This is a genomic window from Burkholderia ubonensis (assembly GCF_902833085.1).
Lineage (GTDB): Bacteria > Pseudomonadota > Gammaproteobacteria > Burkholderiales > Burkholderiaceae > Burkholderia > Burkholderia ubonensis.
In genome coordinates, this window is the sequence record NZ_CADFEB010000008.1 from 198,650 (window position 1) to 219,654 (window position 21,005).

Sequence of the window (21,005 nt, forward strand, 5' to 3'; positions counted from 1 at the left end):
GTGCCGCGTCGCGCGGCGTCACCGGAATGTCAACGTAACCGAAAAGTATAGCAGGCGCGCGCTTCCCGCCGCCGGCCGCGGCGCTAGCCGGGCCGGGTACAATCCGCGCCATGGAAACTTTTGATATCGCCGTGATCGGCGCGGGTGCCGCCGGCATGATGAGCGCGGCGGTGGCCGGGCAGCTCGGCCGCCGCGTCGTGCTGGTCGACCACGCGCCGCGACTCGCCGAGAAAATCCGCATCTCGGGCGGCGGCCGCTGCAACTTCACGAACCTGTACGCGGGCCCCGACAACTACCTGTCGGCCAACCCGCATTTCGCCCGCTCGGCGCTTGCGCGCTACACGCCGCGCGATTTCCTCGGCCTGCTCAAGCGCCATCGGGTGACCTGGCACGAAAAGCACAAGGGCCAGCTGTTCTGCGACCACGGCAGCGACGCGATCATCGACGTGCTGAAGCACGAGTGCGATACCGGCGGCATCGCGTGGCGCCGGCCGGTCGTCGTCGACGCGGTGCGCCATGCGCCGGCCGACGGCTTCACGCTGGACACGCAGGCGGGCCCGATCGCGGCGCGCGCGCTGATCATCGCCACCGGCGGCCTGTCGATCCCGAAGATCGGCGCGACCGACTTCGGCTACCGGATCGCGAAGCAGTTCGGCCACAAGCTCGTCGATACGCGGCCCGCACTCGTGCCGCTCACCTTCGCGCAGCAGGACTGGGCGCCGTTCGCCGCGCTGTCCGGCGTATCGCTCGAGGTGCGCGTGTCGACCGGCGACCGCAAGCGCGGCGGCGAATTCGTCGAGGATCTGCTGCTGACGCACCGCGGGCTGTCTGGGCCCGGCATCCTGCAGATTTCGAGCTACTGGCAGCCCGGCGAGCCGATTCGCATCGACCTGCTGCCGCAGCGTGACGTCGTCGCCGATCTGCTCGAAGCGAAGCGCGCGTCGAAGCGCCAGGTCGGCTCGCTGCTCGCCGAGTGGGTGCCGTCGCGCCTCGCGCACGCGTGGCTCGACACGCATCGGGTGGCCGCCGACATGCGACTCGCCGATCTTCCGGACAAGACGCTGCGGCAGGTCGGAGAGGCGCTCGGCGGCTGGACGCTGACGCCGAACGGCACCGAGGGCTACAAGAAGGCCGAGGTGACGCGGGGCGGCGTGGATACGCGCGAGCTGTCGTCGGCGACGCTGATGAGCGCACGGGTGCCCGGCTTGTTCTTCGTCGGCGAAGCGGTGGACGTGACCGGCTGGCTGGGCGGCTACAACTTCCAGTGGGCGTGGGCGTCCGGCATGGCCGCCGGGCAGGCGGCGGCGGAGTTCGCACGCGGTGCTTGACGCAATAATGCGATTGTGTAAAGGGTCTGCTATACTCAATAACCTTTCCCTGCAAACTTTTTTACGTGTCGGGTCATGACGATCATTCGCGTTAAAGAAAATGAGCCGTTTGAAGTTGCCATGCGTCGCTTCAAGCGCACGATCGAAAAGAACGGTCTGCTGACCGAACTTCGTGCGCGCGAGTTCTATGAGAAGCCGACTGCCGAGCGCAAACGCAAGAAGGCTGCAGCAGTGAAGCGTCACTACAAGCGCATCCGCAGCCAGATGCTGCCGAAGAAGCTGTACTGAATGATGTAGCGCCGCGCGGTTCGCTGAGCGGCGCACCGGCGGTTCCGTCGCGAGTCGCCGATGCCGGATTCGAGCAACCCGCTTGAGACAGTGTCCCAAGCGGGTTTTTGTGTTGACGTCCGTCAATGGGCGTCGAATTCACGTTTCCATTCCCGGGTGAAAGATGAGTTTGAAAGACCAGATCAGCGAAGACATGAAGGCGGCGATGCGCGCGAAGGAAGCCGAGCGTCTCGCGACGATTCGCCTGCTGCTGGCCGCGATCAAGCAGCGTGAGGTCGACGAGCAGATCACGCTCGACGATGCCGCCGTCACGGCCGTGATCGACAAGATGATCAAGCAGCGCAAGGATTCGATCAGCCAGTTCCAGGCGGCGGGCCGCGACGATCTCGTTGCGAAGGAGCAGGCCGAGCTGACGGTGCTGAGCGGCTACATGCCCGCGCAGCTGTCGGACGCCGAGGTGGCCGCCGAAGTCCAGGCCGCGGTCGCGCAGACCGGTGCGGCAGGCCCGCAGGACATGGGCAAGGTGATGGGCGTGCTGAAGGGCAAGCTCGCCGGCCGTGCCGACATGACCGCGGTTTCCGCGCTCGTCAAGGCCGCGCTCTCGAAGTAAAGTCCGTGCCCGGCGCGCGCTGACATCGCGCGCGCCGGGTCGCTCCGCATCGTATTTTTCCGTTCGATCCCACGGTGATTCCGCATTCGTTCCTGCAGGATTTGCTGAACCGCGTCGATATCGTCGACGTGGTGGGCCGGTACGTGCAGCTCAAGAAGGGCGGCGCCAATTTCATGGGGCTGTGCCCGTTCCACAACGAGAAGAGCCCGTCGTTCACCGTCAGCCCGACCAAGCAGTTCTATCACTGCTTCGGCTGCGGCGCCCACGGCACGGCGATCGGTTTCCTGATGGAGCATGCGGGGCTGTCGTTCCCGGAAGCCGTGCAGGAGCTCGCGCAGTCGGTCGGCCTGACCGTGCCGCACGAGCCGTCGCCGATGCGTGGCGGCGGCGGGGGCGGCGGCGATTACCCGTCGCAGCCGGCCGTATCGAAATCGGTGGCGACCGCGCTCTCCGACGTGATGGCCGCCGCGTGCGACTACTACCGCAAGCAGCTGCGCGGCGCGCCCACGGCGATCCAGTATCTGAAGAAACGGGGGCTGACCGGCGAGGTCGCGGCCCGGTTCGGCCTCGGCTATGCGCCGGACGGCTGGCAGAACCTCGAGGCGGCGTTCCCCGACTATCGGGACGATGCGCTGGTCGAGTCCGGGCTCGTGATCGTCAGCGAGAAGACCGACGCGCAGGGCGTCGCGCGGCGCTACGACCGCTTCCGCGAACGGATCATGTTCCCGATCCGCAACGTGAAGGGGCAGGTGATCGGCTTCGGCGGCCGCGTGCTCGGCAGTGGCGAGCCCAAGTATTTGAATTCGCCCGAAACGCCGCTATTTAACAAGGGCAGCGAGCTGTACGGGCTGTTCGAGGCGCGGCTCGCGATCCGCGAGCGCAAGTACGTGCTCGTCGTCGAAGGCTACATGGACGTCGTCGCGCTCGCGCAGCTCGGTTTCCCGAACGCGGTCGCGACGCTCGGCACCGCTTGCACGCCGATCCACGTGCAAAAGCTGATGCGGCAGACCGACACGGTGATCTTCAGCTTCGACGGCGACGCGGCCGGGCGCCGTGCGGCGCGGCGAGCGCTCGAGGCGTGCCTGCCGCACGCGGCGGACAACCGGACGATCCGGTTCCTTTTTCTGCCGACCGAGCACGACCCGGACAGCTATGTGCGCGAATTCGGCGCGGACGCGTTTTCCGGGCAGGTCGAGCGGGCGATGCCGCTGTCGCAGTTCCTGCTGAATGAGGCGATCGCCGGCAAGGCGCTCGACCAGCCGGAGGGCCGCGCGAAGGCGCTGTTCGATGCGAAGCCGCTGCTGCAGGCGCTGCCCGCGAATGCGTTGCGCGCGCAGATCATGCACATGTTCGCGGACCGCCTCGACATTCCGTTCGAGGAGGTCGCGGGGCTGTCCGACGTCGATACGCGGCTCGCTGCACCGCCGCGCCAGGCGCCCGCGCGCAGCGATCGGCGCCGCGTGACGGACAACGAGAAGCGCGCGTTGCGCAACCTCGTGATGCATCCGCGCGTCGCCGTGCAGCTCGACGACGAGCAGGTTGCGACGCTGCGGGCGCTGCCGCGCATCGGCGAGCTGTTCGGTGAAGTCGTCGACCATGCGCGTGCGCTGGGCGACGGGGCGGAGTTCAGATTGTTGTCGGATGTGCTGAGGACATCCTCGAATGCGGCGACTTACGAGGAAATCTTCCGCGAAATTCTGGACTATGATGAAAACGTCCGCGATCTGCTGTTACAGAATCCGGACGACGAGACGGTGCCCGAACGGCAGCGTGAGCAGGAACGGATCGCGGGGGAGGAGCTTCAGGCGGCTGTGCTCAAGATGCGCTACGACGCATGTTGCGATCGGCTCGACCGGCTTTCGCGGCAATCCGCCTTCACACCCGAGGAGTTGGCTGAATTGACGGAATTGAACCAGCAGCGGGCCGACATGAAGCGTCGGCTCGGGCTGTAGGCGGCCGGGGCGCCAAGAGAGGGCTCCCCAGCGTGCTATAATATAAGGTTTCCAGCGGTTTGTTTTCTAAGCAGAGGCGAGATTCGCGATGGCAAAGACGACAGGCGGAAAGAAAGCAGCAGGCAAGGGCTCGACGGAGCCGACCAAGAAGGTCACAGCGGCCAAGTCTGCTTCTTCCGCCAGGACGGTGTCTTCCGCCACGACGGCCCCAGCAAGAAAAAAAACCGCGGCCGGCACCGCTCAGGCTGCGCCGGCGCAGGCAGCCAGAACACGGGCTGCCGCCAGACCCGACTCCGGGCCGGCCAAGCCGGTGGCGAAGCGGGCAAGTGCGAAAAGCGCAAGGGACGCGGCTGCCGCGGCGGACGAAACGGCAGTACGTAATACTCATGCACCCACGGTTCAACCGGCTGTCGTCCAGCAGCCGCGAGTCGATTTAGCCGGTACGGCGAACTCCATGACGAAAAAGCTGAACGAAGTATCCGTCGATGACGACGCAAATCAGAGCGACGAGCAGCCTGCTGCGGCTGCCACTGGCAAATCCAAGGTGCGCGATCGCCGTGCCAAGGAGAAGGCGCTGCTGAAGGAAGCGTTCGCGACGAGCACGCCCGGCACGGCCGAGGAGCTCGAAGAGCGCCGCGTGAAGCTGCGCGCGCTCATCAAGCTCGGCAAGGAGCGCGGCTTCCTCACGTATGCCGAAATCAACGACCACCTGCCGGACAACTTCACCGAGACCGAAGCCCTCGAAGGCATCATCGGTACGTTCAACGACATGGGCGTGGCGGTCTATGAGCAGGCGCCGGACGCGGAAACGCTGCTCTTGAACGACAACGCGCCGGCGGCGTCGTCGGACGATGAAGTCGAAGAGGAAGCGGAAGTTGCGCTGTCCACCGTCGATTCCGAATTCGGCCGCACGACCGATCCGGTCCGGATGTACATGCGCGAAATGGGCACGGTCGAGTTGCTCACGCGCGAAGGCGAAATCGAGATCGCGAAGCGGATCGAGGACGGCCTGCGCCACATGGTGATGGCGATTTCCGCGTGCCCGACGACGATCGCCGACATCCTCGCGATGGCCGAGCGCGTCGCGAACGAAGAGAGCCGTGTCGACGAGCTCGTCGACGGCCTGCTCGATCCGAATGCGTCGGATACCGACACCGACGGCTTCTCCGCGAAGGCGGCGGAAGAGATCGAGAACGAGGACGAGGAAGCCGAAGAGGAAGAGGAAGAAGAGGAAGAGGAGGACGATGACGGCGCCGCGCAGGCGACCGCCAACGCCGCCCAGCTCGAAGCCCTCAAGCGCGCATCGCTCGAGAAGTTCGCGCAGATCAGCGAATGGTTCGACAAGATGCGCCGCGCGTTCGAGAAGGAAGGCTACAAGTCGAAGTCCTACCTGAAGGCGCAGGAAACGATCCAGACCGAGCTGATGACGATCCGCTTCACCGCGCGTACCGTCGAGCGTCTGTGCGACACGTTGCGTGCGCAAGTGGACGAGGTGCGTCAGGTCGAGCGCCAGATCCTGCACATCGTCGTCGACAAGTGCGGGATGCCGCGTTCGGAATTCATCGCGCGCTTCCCCGGAAGCGAGACGGATCTCGACTGGGCCGAGAAGGTCGCAGCCGAAGGGCATCCGTACAGCGCGGTGCTGTCGCGCAACATCCCGGCGATCCGCGAACAGCAGCAGCGCCTGCTCGATTTGCAGGCGCGCGTCGTGCTGCCGCTGAAGGACCTGAAGGAAACCAACCGCCAGATGGCGGCGGGCGAACTGAAGGCGCGTCAGGCGAAGCGCGAGATGACCGAGGCGAACCTGCGTCTCGTGATCTCGATCGCGAAGAAGTACACGAACCGCGGCCTGCAGTTCCTCGACCTGATCCAGGAAGGCAACATCGGCCTGATGAAGGCGGTGGACAAGTTCGAATACCGTCGCGGCTACAAGTTCTCGACGTATGCGACGTGGTGGATCCGCCAGGCCATCACGCGTTCGATCGCGGACCAGGCGCGCACGATCCGGATTCCGGTTCACATGATCGAGACGATCAACAAGATGAACCGCATCTCGCGGCAGATCCTGCAGGAAACCGGTCTCGAGCCGGATCCGGCAACGCTCGCCGAGAAGATGGAAATGCCGGAAGACAAGATCCGCAAGATCATGAAGATCGCGAAGGAGCCGATCTCGATGGAAACGCCGATCGGTGACGACGACGATTCCCATCTCGGCGACTTCATCGAGGACAACAACACGGTCGCGCCGGCGGATGCCGCGCTGCATGCGAGCATGCGCGACGTCGTGAAGGACGTGCTCGATTCGCTGACGCCGCGCGAGGCGAAGGTGCTGCGGATGCGTTTCGGTATCGAGATGAGCACCGATCACACGCTCGAGGAAGTCGGCAAGCAGTTCGACGTCACGCGTGAGCGGATCCGTCAGATCGAGGCGAAGGCGCTGCGCAAGCTGCGTCACCCGAGCCGTTCCGACAAGCTGAAGTCGTTCCTCGAAGGGAACTGATCTCCAGCGTTTCCCCTCTGAACGCCACCGGTATCGATACGGTACCGGTGGCGTTTGTCCCTTTTATTGATACAATGCCGGCCCGGCGTCTTTGCCCGGGTGGCGTGCAGCACGCTTCTCTTCTCATCAGGGCCTGTAGCTCAGCGGTTAGAGCAGTCGACTCATAATCGATTGGTCGCGGGTTCGAACCCCGCCGGGCCCACCATCTCCTTCTTCCGCCAGGTTCCACGGCATTCCGCCAGGGTTCCCAAGCCCTTGCTGCAAATGCGTTTCCGCACATCCCCGGTTCTCGGAACGATTGGCTGGTTCCGTTGATTTCCTCCGTTCGATGGGGGTAGCTTTACGGGTAACTCGATGCGGTGGAAAGGAGTTGCCCCATGCGTCAACGGCTGCGGCAGGTGGGCATTCGATCGATCCGGCTGACTACCGGGCTGGTCGTGTTCACCTACGTCGGTACGCACCTGGTGAATCATGCGCTGGGGAATGTCTCGCTCGCGTGGATGGAGCGCGATCTGCTCGTGCAGAAGTTCGTCTGGCAGGGATGGCTCGGCACGACCGTGCTGTATGGCGCACTGGCAACGCATTTCTTCCTCGGTCTATGGGCGCTATACGAACGGCGCGCATTGCACTGGACGCCGGCCGAGCTGGCGCAACTCGTGCTCGGCCTGTGCATCCCGCCGCTGCTCGCCAACCATCTCGTGAACACGCGGATCGCCTTTGCCGAGTTCGGCCTGAACAAAGGGTATGCGCAGCTGCTGTACGCATTCTGGATCGATTCGCCGTTCTTCGGCGGCGTGCAACTGACGCTCCTGGTTGTCGCATGGCTGCATGGGTGCTACGGCATCTGGTTCTGGCTGAGATTGAAGCCATGGTTTGGCGCATGGCGGAGCGTGCTGCTGAGCGCCGCCGTTCTGCTCCCGGTGCTCGCACTGCTCGGCTTCCTGCAGGGCGGACGGGAAGTGGTAGCGCTTGCGCAGGATCCCGTCTGGCGCGCCGCGGCGATTCGGCCGGCCAAGGTCGGCACCGGATCGCAGAACCGGTGGCTCGCCGAATTGCGCAACGACTTCCTGATATTCGATGGCGGGGCGCTGTTGCTGGTGCTCGGTGCGAGACTGGTGCGCACGGTGCGTGAACGCCGCGCAGGTCGGTTCAGCGTCCTGTATCCGGATGGACGAAAGGTATGGGCGCCGCTTGGATTCTCGGTGCTCGAGGCAAGCCGCATGGCCGGCATTCCCCATGCCAGCAGTTGCGGCGGGCGCGCCCGATGTACGTTGTGCCGGGTGCGCGTACTCAGCGATGCGCCGCTGCCCGAGCCGGGCGACGCCGAGCGCCGCGTGCTGGAGCGGCTGGGCGCCGACCTGCAGGCGGTGCGCCTTGCCTGCCAGTTGCGGCCAGCGCACGATCTCTCCGTGTGGCCGCTGGTGCCGCCGGCGGCCTCCGCGGCCTTCCTGCAGCGGCGCCAGCGCGATGTCATGCCGCAAGAGCGATTCGCGGCGTTCATGTTCGTGGACATGCGAGATTCCACGAATCTTGCAGCGGCGCAGCTGCCGTTCGACAGCCTGTTCGTGGTCAGCCGCTTCCTGAGCGCAGTCAGTTCCGCGGTGGTCCAGGCCGGCGGCCTGCCGAACCAGTTCCTGGGGGATGCGGTGCTCGCGATATTCGGCTTGAGCAGCGATCCAGCCGCCGCGTGCCGTCAGGCGCTCGACGCGGTGCCGCTGGTGGCGGCCAATATCGACGCGCTCAACACCGCGCTCGAGCAGCAGCTGAAAGCGAAGATCCGGTTCGGCATCGGATTGCATTGCGGTCGCGCAGTCATGGGCGAGATCGGTTTTCGCGAGCACGTTACCTTCACCGCGATCGGCGATCCGCTGAACGTGGCGTCGCGACTCGAGCAATTGACCAAGGAGGTCGCCTGCGAGGCGATCGTCTCGGACCTGGTCTTCGTGCATGCCGGCATTTCAGCCGAGGGGCTGCCGCAGCTTGCCGCGCGCGTAAGAGGCCGCGATGACCTGGTGCCCGTGCGGGTGCTGTCCAAGGCTGCGCAGATGCCTCGACGCTGATCCTTGATCGGCCGCGCCGGGGCGATTTCGCGATGTCGCCCCGAGCGCGACAAGGTCAATGGCCGGAATAGATGGAACGCAACGGATTCCCCGCCGTTGGCTTCCCGCCTTCGGATGCGCCGTGCTCCGGCATTCCGCCCATCGATTCGGTCGCCACCTGCTGGTTGCTGCTGGCGGCGTCCTGAGCCGCTGCCTTTGCCTCCGCGGCCTGGATATCCGCAGGATAGTTCGCGTCGTCGCTGGCCGACGGATTGTAGCCGGCCCGTTCGAGCCGGATGAGATCGGCGCGCACCTGTGCTCGGGTGAGCGGGGCGGACACGGACTGTGCAAAAGTCGATGTGGAGCTGATGACGACGCCGAACGTCAGCGCCAACAGGGCGATCTTCTTCATGGTTCGGACTCCTTTCAATAAAGCGCTCAATCTTCAAGGGACTGAGCGGACCAGTGGCATGCGGCTCAAGAGCCGGAATAGATATCGCAGAAGCTGACCGGTCCGACGCAGGTCGACGGATCGGACGGAGGCGTTTGCCGTTTGATGCGCCCGGTCTCACTTGTGCCGGTCATGGCGGCGCCCATGCCGCTGTCGCTGCTTTGCTGCTTGAGCCGGTTGACTTGCTGTTCGAAGATCGGTGCAACGACCGGGTACGACGTGTCTGTTATGAAATTCAGGCCGTTGCGCTGAGCGTCGATCAGTTCCTGGCGTACCTGTGCTCGCGTCTTTTCCTGGGCTGGTGCGCTGACGGCAATGCCCGCTCCGGCGAAGAGCATCAGGGCGGCAATCATGGTTCGCTTGTTCACTTTGGACTCCGATATAGATGGCGGGAAGGTGGCGACTTTGAAACAGGAAGTGCGCGGAAATACGAGCGGCTTCGCCTATAAAAGGCAGACCCGACGCAAAGCGACCGTTCGCTGGTACACGGATTGATTGAGCCACGGCACAAACACATACTCGTCGTATGCGTCGCAGCCGATCAGAATCCAGTGGGACAGAACGTTGGACACGGCGGTCTCCTTTTCTCTGCGCGCTTCAATGTGAGGGAACCGAAACGCTGCAGTCGTCATCCGGCGTGCTCACACGACGGTATACCCGGCACGGTCGCCACTTATTCCTGTAGTTCCGCGGGCTTGTACACCCCCCACCTGTCAAAGCGGTCCGCAGTGCCGGCACGCGGCAAATGCGCCGCAGATCGCTGGAATAAATCGACCCGCTATCCGGTATGTCGATCAGGCGCCGAGAGCACACTGGGGGATACGCCGATGAGCGACGAGAAGAGGCTGGCCGCCATGAAGCCCGGGAATGGCACAGATGCCGGAAAGCCGACACCGGGGCATGGCGTGATGCGACAGACCGCAAGAAGGCTGCAACTAGGTTCGGGCATCTTGCTGTGGATTTATATTTCCGTTCACCTGGTCAATCACGCGCTCGGCATCTGGTCGATCGATATCGCGGAGAACGGGCTGACCCTGGCGATCGGACTCTGGCAAAGCCTGCCCGGGACGATCCTGCTATACGGCGCGGCCGGCCTGCATTTCGCGCTGGCGATCCGCACCATCTACAGCCGACGGCATTGGGTGCTGCCGCCCGCCGAATGGCTCCGCCTCTGGGCGGGACTCAGCCTGCCCATGCTGTTGATACGCCATGTAGTCGGAACGCGCGTCGCCACATCGTTTTACGGCTTCGATCCAAGTTACGAGCGGGTCATTGTGTCGCTGCTCACGAGCGGCACGCAGGGCTTGCAGATCGCACTGCTCGCGCCAGGGTGGGTGCATGGCAGTCTTGGCCTCTGGTTTCATTTGCGCCGCCATGCGCTTGTGCGTCGCGCGAAGTTTGTGCTGCTGGCCGTGCTCGTTCTCTTGCCGCTGTTGTCGGCGGCGGGATTCGTTCAGATGGCGCGCGCGATTGCGCCGGGAAATCTCGCCGTACCGGCACCCGACGCGGTGCTGGTCGCGCACCGCACCGGGCTCGACACGTGGCGACATTTTCTCGTCGTCAGCTATCTGTCGCTGATTGGGGCTGCCTTTGCAGGAGGCCTGTTGCGAAACGGATTCTCCAGAGTCGATTCGCACGACGTGCGCAGCGAGCAACGGTGATCGGCGACTGCCAGGATAGTTTCGACAGACAAAACTAAAACACCGTGAGCTCGTATCCAGATTGACCAAGAGAGGGTCAGCGGAATAATTGCGAAAGCGCAAATATCGCTGCGGCGAGTCGAGCGTTGCGATTTTCGAACGACAGTGCTAAATTTTTCGACAGCACTTCCAGCCGCAAAGCCAAGCAAGAAGTTTCGATAGACGGAACTCTCAGGCTGTACGCCACCGTACCGCCCGACAGGAGACAACTGATGGAACATGCCTCGATCGAGCGCGTGCAGGCCGAGCCGCATGCCCGTGGAGCACGATGCGAGCGATGGTCTGCCGCGGTTCACCCATACCAGGAGGCCGCGCAATGAGCCTGCTGATGTCGCGGCGCGATCTCGCGTTCCTGCTGTACGAATGGCTCGATGCCGAAGCGCTCGCGGCGATGCCGCGCTACGCGGAGCACAGTCGCGAGACCTTCGATGCGGTGCTCGACACCAGCGAGCGGATCGCGACCGACCTGTTCGCGCCGCACGCGGCGCGCGGCGATCGCGAGGAGCCGCATTTCGACGGAGAGCGCGTCACGCTGATTCCCGAAGTCGAGCCGGCCGTGCGCGCATTCGCAGACGCCGGCCTGATCGCCGCGGGCCATGACGAGGCGCTCGGCGGCATGCGGCTGCCGAAGCTCGTCGAAGCGGCGTCGTTCCTGTTCTTCCAGGCCGCGAACATCGCGACGTCGGCCTATCCGTTCCTGACCGCCGCCAACGCGAACCTGCTCGTCGCGCACGGCAGCCCCGCGCAGATCGACGCGTTCGTGCGCCCCGAACTGGATGGGCGCTTCTCCGGCACGATGTGCCTGTCCGAACCGCAGGCGGGGTCGTCGCTGTCCGACATCGCGACGCGCGCGGACTTCGAGTGCGAATCGCCGCTCGGCCCGCGCTACCGGCTCACCGGCAACAAGATGTGGATCTCGGGCGGCGAGCACGAACTGACGGAGAACATCGTCCACCTGGTGCTCGCGAAGATTCCCGACGAACATGGCCGGTTGATGCCCGGCACGCGCGGCATCTCGCTCTTCATCGTGCCCAGGTATCTGCCGGGCGCCGGCGACACGCGCGGCGAGCACAACGACGTGGTGCTCGCGGGGCTGAACCACAAGATGGGCTATCGCGGCACGACCAACTGCCTGCTGAACTTCGGTGAAGGCACCCGGTATCGTCCGGAGGGCCGCGCAGGTGCGATCGGCTATCTGGTCGGCGCGCCGAATCACGGCCTCGCGACCATGTTCCACATGATGAACGAGGCGCGCATCGGTGTCGGCGCGGGCGCGGTGGCGCTCGGCTACACGGGCTACCTGCATGCGCTCGACTATGCGCGCAACCGGCCGCAAGGGCGTCCGCTCGGGCCGGCCGGCAAGGATGCCGCCGCGCCGCAGGCGGCGATCGTCGCGCATCCGGACGTGCGCCGGATGCTGCTCGCACAGAAGGCCTATGTGGAAGGCGGCCTTGCGCTGGTCCTGTACTGCGCACGGCTCGTCGACGACGGGCGCGCGCATCGCGACGCGGATGCCCGTGCCGAAGCCGGGCGCCTGCTCGACATCCTGACGCCGATCGCGAAGAGCTGGCCGTCGCAGTGGTGCCTCGCCGCGAACGACCTCGCGATCCAGGTGCACGGCGGCTACGGCTACACGCGCGACTATGCGGTCGAACGGCTCTATCGCGACAATCGTCTCAACCCGATCCACGAAGGCACGCACGGCATCCAGGCGCTCGACCTGCTGGGCCGCAAGGTCGTGCAGGACGACGGCGCAGCGCTGCGCGCGCTCGACGTGCGCATCGCGGCGACCGTCGCACGCGCACGGGTGACGGACGGTGACGCGCGTGTGCAGGCCGATGCGCTGGCGCGGCGCTGGACCAGGCTTTGCGCCGTCACGGATCAACTGGGCGCGCTCGACGATCCGCAGGTGCGGCTCGCGAATGCGAGCGTCTATCTGGAGGCGTTCGGCCATCTCGTCGTCGCGTGGCTGTGGCTCGACGTGACACTTGCCGCGCATGGGCGCAACGGCGAATTCCACGACGGCAAGCGCGCCGCCGCCCGCTACTTCTTCCGCTGGGAGCTGCCGAAGGTGGACGCCCAGCTCGATCTGCTCGCGAGTGTCGACACGACGACGCTCGACATGCGTGATGCGTGGTTCTGAGCGCGCGCCGATGCCGGCACGGCGACTAGAAATGCCCGCCGACGCGCGCGAACACCTCGTCGCGCAGCGCGACGAGCCGAGGGCCGAAATCGTCGATCAGGCGCGCGCGCGTGACGGTCGACACGCGGCCGCTGCAACTGAAGGCGAGGATGCGCGAGCGATCGGCCGACACCATCGGCACGCCGACCGCGAACAGGTCGGGCATCCAGTCGCCGAGCGACAGGCAAAAGCCGAGCTTTTCGTAGTCGTCGCGCGCGGCGACGATCCCGGCCTCGAGTTGCGGCCACTGGTCCGGCGGGCTGCTCGCGCGGGTGGTTCGCAGATAGCGCTCGAACAGCTCGTCCGGCAGCGCCGCGAGATGCGCGCGGCCGAGCGCGGTCGCGCCGTGCGGAACGCGCGAGCCGGGTTCGAACCGCAGCTGGAACAGCGGATCGCCCTGGCACACGTCGAGCAGGATCATCTGCTTGCCGTCGAACTCGCCGAGCATCGCCGCCGCCTGCGTGTACTCCGCATAGGACTGCAGGAACGGGCGCGCGATGTCGACGACCTCGTTGCTCTGCAGGAACGCGTGCCCGAGATTCAGCACGCCGATGCCGAGCGAGTATTTCTCCAGCTCCGCCGAGTAATGCAGGTAGCCGAGTTGCGTGAGCGTGAACGTGACGCGCGACACGGTCGGCTTCGGCAGGTGCGTGCGCCGGGCGATGTCCTGGTTGCCGAGAAAGCGCTCGCCGCGCGTGAAGCAACGCAGCACCGCCATCCCGCGCGCGAGCGCGGTGATGAATTGCGGATGGTCTTCATTGGGGGCGGACAGCAGCGTGATGGCGTCGCGCTTCGGATTACCCATGCGTGTGCGGTGCGGGATGGAGGTGGCCCGGCGCGGCCGGCGAGTGCCGGGCTGCGGGGATTCTACCGGAAAGCGTCCGGCACGCGCGCGGGCGCCGTCCCGACGTCCGCGCTTCGATTGACCGCGCCCGCCGCTGAAACAGGAGCCGAACCATGCCCATCGAAAGGTCGCCGAACTGGCCGGCGCATCTGTCCGGCCATCTGACGTTGCCGGAAACGAACCTGTTCCACAACGCGGAGGTGGCGGCGGCGCGCTATCCCGACAAGCCGTTCATCGTCTTCTACGACACGGCGGTCACCTTCGCGGAGTTCAAGGACGAGGCCGAGCGCATCGCGGGATTTCTGCAGCAGCGCTACGGCGTGCGCACGGGCGACCGGGTGCTGCTGTATATGCAAAACAGCCCGCAATGGATGATCGCCTACTACGGCATCCTGCGCGCCGGCGCAGTCGTCGTGCCGATCAATCCGATGAACCTGACGGACGAGCTGCAGCATTACGTCGAGGACAGCGGCGCGCGCGTGATGTTTGCCGCGCAGGACCTGTATCCGCGCGTACGGCCGCTCGTTGGCGCGAGCGGGCTCGACCACGTCGTCGTCGCGACCTACAGCGACTACCTCAAGCGGCCGTCGGGCCTCGTGCCGCCGGATTTCATCACGGCGCCGCGCAACGCGAGCGGTCCCGGCGCGACGCACTGGCGTGACGTACTGGCTGCGCAGCTCGCGCCGGGGCCGCTTACGGCCGGGCCGGACGACCTGTGCGTGATGCCCTATACGTCGGGCACGACCGGCAGGCCGAAGGGCTGCATGCATACGCATCGCAGCGTGATGTGCACGGCTGTGGGCGGCGTTCAGTGGTTCGGCTGCACGCAGGATGCGACCATGCTGTCGGTGCTGCCGCTGTTCCACGTGACCGGCATGCAGGGCGGCATGAACGCGCCGCTGTACATCGGCGCGACGGTCGTCGTGCTGCCGCGCTGGGACCGCGACGCGGCCGCGTGGGCGATCGAGCGCTATCGCGTGACCAACTGGCAGTCGATCTCGACGATGGCGGTCGACTTCCTTTGGAACCCGCGGCTCGACGAATTCGACCTGTCGAGCCTGCGCTGGATGAGCGGCGGTGGCGCGGCGATGCCGGACGCAGTCGCGCAGCGACTCGCGGAGCGCACCGGTATCGACTACATCGAAGGCTACGGGCTGTCGGAGACGATGGCGGCCACCCATATCAATCCGCCGCAGCGGCCGAAGCGGCAATGCCTCGGCATTCCGGTGTTCGACGTCGACGCGCGGGTCGTCGATCCCGTCACGTTCGACGCGATGCCGCGCGGAGAGACGGGCGAGATCGTCGTGCACGGCCCGCAGGTGATGCGCGGCTACTGGGGGCGCCCCGACGCGACGCGCGACGCGTTCGTCGAGATCGACGGGAAAGCGTTCCTGCGCACCGGCGATCTCGGCTACATGGACGAGGACGGCTACTTCTTCATGGTGGACCGCCTCAAGCGGATGATCAACGCGTCCGGCTACAAGGTGTGGCCGGCGGAGGTGGAGGCGATCCTGTACGGTCATCCGGACATCCGGGAGGTCTGCGTGATCGGCTCGGTCGACCCGTATCGCGGCGAGACGGTCAAGGCGCTCGTCGTGGCGGACCCGACGCAGCGCGGGTTGCTGACGGAAGACGCGATCGTCGCGTGGGCGCGCGAGCACATGGCGTCATACAAGGCGCCGCGCATCGTCGAATTCGTGGATGCGCTGCCGAAGTCGGGCACCGGCAAGATCCAGTGGCGCCGGTTGCAGGAACAGGAAGCGGCTCGCCGGGCCGCGCAAGGAGAGAGGAACGCATGAAAGCTCTGTTGTGTACCGCATTCGGTCCGATCGACCGCTTGCGGATCGAGGATGTGGCGACTCCCGAACCGGCCGCGGGCCAGGTGCGGATTCGCGTGAAGGCGGCGTCGCTCAATTTCCCCGATGCGCTGATCGTTCAGGGGCTGTACCAGGTGAAGCCGGCGTTGCCGTTTTCGCCCGGTGCGGAGTTGGCCGGCGTGATCGACGCGGTCGGCGACGGCGTGACCGGGTGGCGGCCCGGCGACGCGGTGATCGCGTCGACCGGCCACGGCGGCTTTGCGCAACAGTGCGTGGCCGACGCGCGCCAGATCGCCGCGCTGCCGCCGGGGATGGCGTTCGACCAGGGCGCGGCGTTCGTGCTGACCTACGGCACGTCGCTGCACGCGCTGCAGCAGCGCGCGCGCCTGCAGCCCGGCGAGACGCTGCTCGTGCTGGGCGCGGCGGGCGGCGTCGGGCTCGCGGCGATCGAGATCGCGAAGGCGCTCGGCGCGCGCGTCATCGCGGCGGCATCGACGGCCGACAAGCTGGCGCTGTGCCGCGAGGCCGGCGCCGACGAGACGATCGACTACGCGACCGAGGACTTGCGCCGCCGCGTGGACGAGCTGACCGGCGGGCGCGGCGCCGACGTCGTCTACGATCCGGTGGGCGGCGCGTACAGCGAGGCGGCACTGCGCGCGACCGCGTGGCGCGGCCGGTATCTCGTGGTCGGTTTCGCCGCCGGCGAGATTCCGAAGATCGCGCTGAACCTCGCGCTGCTCAAGGAGCGCGACATCCTCGGCGTGTTCTGGGGCGACGCGGTGCGCCGCGACCCGGCGCAGCATGCGGCCAATATGCGCGTGCTCGCCGAATGGTTCGCGGCGGGCAAGGTGCGGCCCGTGATTACCGAGCGGGTGCCGCTCTCCGGCGCGGCCGACGCGATTGCCCGGATGGCGAACCGGCAGGTCAAGGGCAAGGTGGTGATACTGCCGGACGCGTGATCCGGCTTCGTTGCGCGGCCGGGCGATCCGCGCCGCGCGACGCGGGCTTTCGGCAGCGCCGCGCCGCTGATGTGGGCACATAGAAATGCTAATCATGGTCGACGCGGGTGCGTGAATCGCAGACAATTGCCGCCGGATCCGGAATCGGGTCAATCGCATATCGACAGGCCGATAAGAGAGCTGGCGGATGAAACTGACATACGCAAGTGTGACCCACGACGATGCCGAGACGCTGGTGCAGATGCGCATCGCCGCGATGCGCGAAAGTCTGGAGCGCGTCGGCCGATTCGATCCGCAGCGTGCGAGGGCGCGTTTCCTGTCGTCCTTCGATCCTGCATGCTGCCGGTTCATCGTGGCAAACGGCATCACCGTCGGCTTCCTTCTGGTGAGGCCGGCCGACGAGCATCTGATGCTCGAACACCTGTACATCCTGCCCGCGCATCAGGGAAGGGGAATCGGCTCGGCCGTGCTTGAATCGATCTTCGCCGATGCCGATTCGCGCGCGCTGCCGATCAAGGTCGGCGCGCTACGCGGCAGCGATTCGAACCGCTTTTATCTGCAGCATGGCTTTGTGAAAGTCGCTGACGCGGAATGGGATATCTACTATGTCAGACCGCCTTGTGGAACGCGTCAGCAGGATGCTGCACCGATCTGATGCTTTCCTTGTGCAGCGTCGCCAGGCTTTCCCGGCTCCGGTGACCGATGGTGCGCGCCGTGCGTGCTTTACTTTTGCACAAAAACTGAACTATAAAGAGGCCTGTTTTGATTTCAGGTCAACAATGAAAGTCACGCTCGACGAACTCCAGGCATTCGCGACCGTGGTCGACACCGGATCGATCACGTCGGCCGCGCAGCAGCTCGACCTCACCGTATCGGCGACGAGCCGCACGCTCGCGCGGCTGGAGGAAAAGCTGAAAACCACGCTGCTGCGCCGGACCACGCGGCGGCTCGAACTGACCGAGGAGGGGCAGGCGTTCCTGCAGAATGCGCGCGCGATCATCGAGTCGGTCGAGAGCGCCGAAGAGCAGATGACGGCGCGGCGCGAGAAGCCGTCGGGGCGCTTGCGGGTCGATGCCGCGTCGCCGTTCATGCTGCACGTGATCGTGCCGCTCGTGCGCGGCTATCGCGAGCGGTTTCCGCAGGTCGAGCTGGAGCTGAACAGCAACGAAGGGATCATCGACCTGCTCGAAAAGCGCACCGACGTCGCGATCCGGATCGGCCGGCTCAAGGATTCGACGCTGCACAGCCGGCACATCGGCAACAGCCGGTTGCGCCTGCTTGCGAGCCCGGCCTATCTCGACGCGCACGGACACCCGCGCAAGGTCGAGGATCTCGCGAAGCATGCGCTGCTGGGCTTCAATCAGCCGGAGTCGCTGAACGTGTGGCCGGTCCTCGGCACCGACGGCGAGCCGTATCGGATCGAGCCGGCGATCTGGTCGTCGAGCGGCGAGACGCTCAGGCAACTCGCGCTCGACGGCGCGGGCATCGTCTGCCTGTCGGACTTCATGACCGTCCACGATCGCGAAGCGGGGCGGCTCGTGCAGCTCCTCGCGCGCCAGACGCAGGACGTGCGGCAGCCGATCAATGCGGTCTATTACCGGAACACGGCGATTTCGTCGCGGATCGCGTCGTTCGTCGATTACCTGATCGACGCGATCGACGCCAACGGAGCGACGCGGCAGCCGTCCGGATGGGCGTCGCGCCCGTAAGCCGGCGAGTGCGGGAAGCGATGCCGCGCGGGCCTGCCGCTGGGGCGGCCGCTTCGAGAAATAGCGGGCCGGCGAGTCGCCAGCGATGCTCGGCACCGCGTCGTTCCTGCGCGTTTCCGAAACGATTTTCCCGGCACCCTGTTTCAACTCTGAAACATTCCGTCCCTTCGGACCCACGCGTTCCGCGACGTCCGATCACGGAGGCCCGCCAGACATGGCGTTGCGCCAGATGGTGCGTTCCTTGCATATATCCGGGTGCCGCCAGCGTGCATGTCGACCGAACCGGATCGACGATCGCAAGCCGGCGGTCAGGGAGTACTTCTAATCGGGGACAAGATAATGAAAAAAGATCGAGTCGCAAGGCACTGCGTTGCAAGCATGAACCGCCGAAAACCTCGGGTGCCCGTGTCGCTTCCGTCCGAAGTGACCTGATCACGCTCGGCACCGAATCCCGTCCGACAATCCGCGCTCGCTTCATCCGTTCGCCACGCGCATGACCATCCGGCCAGGCGCAAATCGCCGGCGTTAACGGACATCGACGCAGGCTTCGGCCGACGGACGGTCAACCACGAAATTTGCTTTGTCATCCTGATGAACTGGGTGCGGGTCTCGCATGCCGTGCGCCATGCCGGCGGGCGGTGCGGCAGACCCGAACCGGCATCGAGCGCGACGGCCGGGCGGTGTGATTCAAAACCGAAACCGAACGCGCCTGCCGAAGGGAGGCACCTTGAAAGACCTCGGGAGACGACAACCGGAGCGAGCAGGGAGGGGAGGCAGCGTGCGGCGACGCGCATGACACACAAGAATTGGCGTTGACCGGGGATCATCCGCCGAACATGGCTTCGCGGATGCGACAACGCCAGGTTTCCAGTTGATCCACAACCCCGATGGATCAATTGTTCAAGCGCCCATCACCCTTTGGAGGATGGGCGCCTTTTTTTGTGGCGGGCGGATCCGGCATGCCGAGGGCCGCCGGCACCGGGCGCGCCGCGGTTCGGTATCATGTGCAGACATGCAGGCCCGCCGGTGCGCGTTCCCGGCTGGCCGATCCCGCCCGCTCATCCGCCGCCGTCATGACCGATTCCGCCGCGCCCGGCCCGTCTTCCGCCGTTTCCATCGATCCCGCTGCGCTCGATGCGCTCCATGCGTTCGTCGAGCGCCATCCGCGCCTGCTCGTGCTGACGGGCGCGGGCATCAGCACGGATTCCGGCATTCCCGGCTATCGCGACCGCAACGGACAGTGGATGCGGTCCGCGCCGATCCAGCTTCACGAATTCCTCGGTTCCGACGCCGCGCGGCGGCGCTACTGGGCGCGCAGCATGATCGGCTGGCCGGTCGTCGGCAATGCGCGGCCGAACCGGTCGCATGCCGCGCTCGCGCGGCTCGGCGCAGCCGGCCGGATCGAGCGCCTCGTCACGCAGAACGTCGACGGCCTGCATCAGCGCGCAGGCAGCACGGACGTGATCGAACTGCACGGGGGCATCAGCGGCGTGACCTGTCTCGATTGCGGCGCACACCATGCGCGGGCCGCGATTCAGACCGTGCTCGAAGCGGAGAACCCCGAGCTGCTGGGCGCACAGGCGCAGCCCGCCGCCGACGGCGATGCGCATCTCGAATGGCATGCACTCGACGCGTTCCGCATCCCGGCCTGTCCGGCATGCGGCGGCCTGCTCAAGCCGGCGGTCGTGTTCTTCGGCGAGAACGTGCCGCGCGAGCGCGTCGCCGTCGCCGCCGCGGCGCTCGACGCGGCGGATGCGCTGCTGGTCGTCGGCTCGTCGCTGATGGTGTATTCCGGCTACCGTTTCTGCGTATGGGCGCAGGCGCAGCACAAGCCGGTCGCGGCGCTCAATCTCGGCCACACGCGCGCCGATCCGATGCTGACGCTGAAGGTCGAGGCGCCGTGCGCGTTAGCGCTCGACGCGCTGAACGCGCGGCTGGGCATTGCCGATTCCGAAACGGAGTGTTGCGCACCATGACCGGCACGACCCCCGACGATCCGTCGCTGCGGCTATCCGCGCCCGCGGCCGAGCGCAACCGCGGGCCGATCCTCGACGTGCTGCGCCGCGTGCTGCCGGCCCGCGGCGACGTGCTCGAAATCGCCAGCGGCACCGGCCAGCACGTCGTGCATTTCGCGGCGGGGCTGCCCGGCCTGCATTGGCACCCGAGCGACCCCGACGCGCAGGCGCGGCGCTCGATCGCCGCGTGGATTGCGCAGGCGGGGCTGCCGAACATCGACGCGCCGCTCGCGTTCGACGTGCGCGACGCGGCGTGGCCGTTCGCGGCGCTCGACGCGATCGTCTGCATCAACATGATCCACATCGCGCCGTGGGCATGCGCCGAGGCGCTGTTCGCCGGCGCGTCGCGCGTGCTGCGGCCGGGCGGCGTGCTGGTCCTGTACGGCCCCTATCGCCGCGAAGGCCGGCACACCGCGCCGTCGAACGCGGCGTTCGACGCGCAGCTCAGAAGCCGCGACCCGTCGTGGGGCGTGCGCGATCTCGAGACGGTCGTCGCGCTCGGCCTCGATCGCGGACTCGACTGCATCGAAGTCGTCGAGATGCCCGCCAACAACCTGAGCGTCGTGTTCCGGCGCCTGCCGCACGTCGACCAATGACACTTGCCCGCGCAT

17 protein-coding genes and 1 tRNA gene are annotated in these 21,005 nt (G+C 66.2%); 15 read left to right on the forward strand and 3 right to left on the reverse strand.

What is annotated here, in order from left to right; all coding sequences use genetic code 11:
* Window positions 1-101 precede the first annotated feature (101 nt).
* The 7 genes from HWX31_RS23105 to HWX31_RS23135 all read left to right on the forward strand — a co-directional run bounded on the left by HWX31_RS23105 (window position 102) and on the right by HWX31_RS23135 (window position 8,738).
* Window positions 102-1,328 (forward strand): BaiN/RdsA family NAD(P)/FAD-dependent oxidoreductase, encoded by a 1,227-nt coding sequence (locus HWX31_RS23105; protein ID WP_279613156.1) that lies wholly within the window; start codon window positions 102-104, stop codon window positions 1,326-1,328.
* Window positions 1,329-1,403: 75 nt separating this feature from the next.
* Window positions 1,404-1,616 (forward strand): 30S ribosomal protein S21, encoded by a 213-nt coding sequence (rpsU, locus tag HWX31_RS23110; protein ID WP_004190342.1) that lies wholly within the window; start codon window positions 1,404-1,406, stop codon window positions 1,614-1,616.
* Between the two features lie 163 nt (window positions 1,617-1,779).
* On the forward strand, window positions 1,780-2,226 hold the full coding sequence (locus HWX31_RS23115; protein WP_174962838.1) for a GatB/YqeY domain-containing protein: 447 nt from the start codon (window positions 1,780-1,782) through the stop codon (window positions 2,224-2,226).
* A 74-nt stretch (window positions 2,227-2,300) separates the two neighbouring features.
* On the forward strand, window positions 2,301-4,178 hold the full coding sequence (dnaG, locus tag HWX31_RS23120) for a DNA primase (RefSeq protein WP_059631245.1): 1,878 nt from the start codon (window positions 2,301-2,303) through the stop codon (window positions 4,176-4,178).
* Between the two features lie 88 nt (window positions 4,179-4,266).
* Window positions 4,267-6,678, forward strand: coding sequence for an RNA polymerase sigma factor RpoD (rpoD, locus tag HWX31_RS23125; protein WP_174962840.1), 2,412 nt, complete (start codon window positions 4,267-4,269; stop codon window positions 6,676-6,678).
* 129 nt (window positions 6,679-6,807) lie between these two features.
* Window positions 6,808-6,883, forward strand: a tRNA-Ile gene (locus HWX31_RS23130).
* Window positions 6,884-7,055: 172 nt separating this feature from the next.
* Entirely contained in the window at window positions 7,056-8,738 is a 1,683-nt protein-coding gene (locus HWX31_RS23135) for an adenylate/guanylate cyclase domain-containing protein (RefSeq protein ID WP_174962842.1), read from the forward strand.
* A gap of 55 nt (window positions 8,739-8,793) precedes the next feature.
* Here the strand turns inward: HWX31_RS23135 and HWX31_RS23140 are convergent, their stop codons facing one another.
* Both HWX31_RS23140 and HWX31_RS23145 read right to left on the reverse strand, forming a co-directional pair.
* Window positions 8,794-9,129 (reverse strand): DUF4148 domain-containing protein, encoded by a 336-nt coding sequence (locus tag HWX31_RS23140; protein ID WP_174962844.1) that lies wholly within the window; start codon window positions 9,127-9,129, stop codon window positions 8,794-8,796.
* Between the two features lie 65 nt (window positions 9,130-9,194).
* Entirely contained in the window at window positions 9,195-9,521 is a 327-nt protein-coding gene (locus tag HWX31_RS23145) for a DUF4148 domain-containing protein (RefSeq protein ID WP_174962937.1), read from the reverse strand.
* 555 nt (window positions 9,522-10,076) lie between these two features.
* Here HWX31_RS23145 and HWX31_RS23150 point away from each other — a divergent pair.
* On the forward strand, window positions 10,077-10,829 hold the full coding sequence (locus HWX31_RS23150; RefSeq protein WP_174962939.1) for a hypothetical protein: 753 nt from the start codon (window positions 10,077-10,079) through the stop codon (window positions 10,827-10,829).
* A gap of 355 nt (window positions 10,830-11,184) precedes the next feature.
* The gene (locus tag HWX31_RS23155; protein WP_174962846.1) at window positions 11,185-13,011 is read left to right on the forward strand and encodes an acyl-CoA dehydrogenase; all 1,827 of its coding nucleotides are present in this window, start codon (window positions 11,185-11,187) and stop codon (window positions 13,009-13,011) included.
* Window positions 13,012-13,036: 25 nt separating this feature from the next.
* Here the strand turns inward: HWX31_RS23155 and HWX31_RS23160 are convergent, their stop codons facing one another.
* Window positions 13,037-13,855, reverse strand: coding sequence for an IclR family transcriptional regulator (locus HWX31_RS23160; protein ID WP_059713224.1), 819 nt, complete (start codon window positions 13,853-13,855; stop codon window positions 13,037-13,039).
* 152 nt (window positions 13,856-14,007) lie between these two features.
* Between HWX31_RS23160 and HWX31_RS23165 the strand changes: the two genes are divergently transcribed.
* From HWX31_RS23165 to HWX31_RS23190, 6 genes are all read left to right on the forward strand, one after another.
* Window positions 14,008-15,693 carry a long-chain fatty acid--CoA ligase gene (locus tag HWX31_RS23165; protein ID WP_174962848.1) on the forward strand — a complete coding sequence of 562 codons (1,686 nt, stop codon included), beginning with the start codon at window positions 14,008-14,010 and terminating at the stop codon, window positions 15,691-15,693.
* The gene (locus HWX31_RS23170) at window positions 15,690-16,670 is read left to right on the forward strand and encodes an NADPH:quinone oxidoreductase family protein (protein ID WP_059727577.1); all 981 of its coding nucleotides are present in this window, start codon (window positions 15,690-15,692) and stop codon (window positions 16,668-16,670) included. The genes HWX31_RS23165 and HWX31_RS23170 overlap by 4 nt, the downstream gene beginning before the upstream one ends.
* A gap of 187 nt (window positions 16,671-16,857) precedes the next feature.
* A complete protein-coding gene (locus HWX31_RS23175; RefSeq protein WP_174962850.1) occupies window positions 16,858-17,325 on the forward strand; it encodes a GNAT family N-acetyltransferase in 468 nt (155 codons plus the stop codon).
* Window positions 17,326-17,449: 124 nt separating this feature from the next.
* Window positions 17,450-18,379: a LysR family transcriptional regulator gene (locus HWX31_RS23180; protein ID WP_059610771.1), complete on the forward strand. Its 930-nt coding sequence runs from the start codon at window positions 17,450-17,452 to the stop codon at window positions 18,377-18,379.
* 1,073 nt (window positions 18,380-19,452) lie between these two features.
* The gene (locus HWX31_RS23185; RefSeq protein ID WP_174962852.1) at window positions 19,453-20,355 is read left to right on the forward strand and encodes an NAD-dependent protein deacetylase; all 903 of its coding nucleotides are present in this window, start codon (window positions 19,453-19,455) and stop codon (window positions 20,353-20,355) included.
* The gene (locus HWX31_RS23190) at window positions 20,352-20,990 is read left to right on the forward strand and encodes a DUF938 domain-containing protein (protein ID WP_174962854.1); all 639 of its coding nucleotides are present in this window, start codon (window positions 20,352-20,354) and stop codon (window positions 20,988-20,990) included. The genes HWX31_RS23185 and HWX31_RS23190 overlap by 4 nt, the downstream gene beginning before the upstream one ends.
* Window positions 20,991-21,005: the final 15 nt, after the last annotated feature.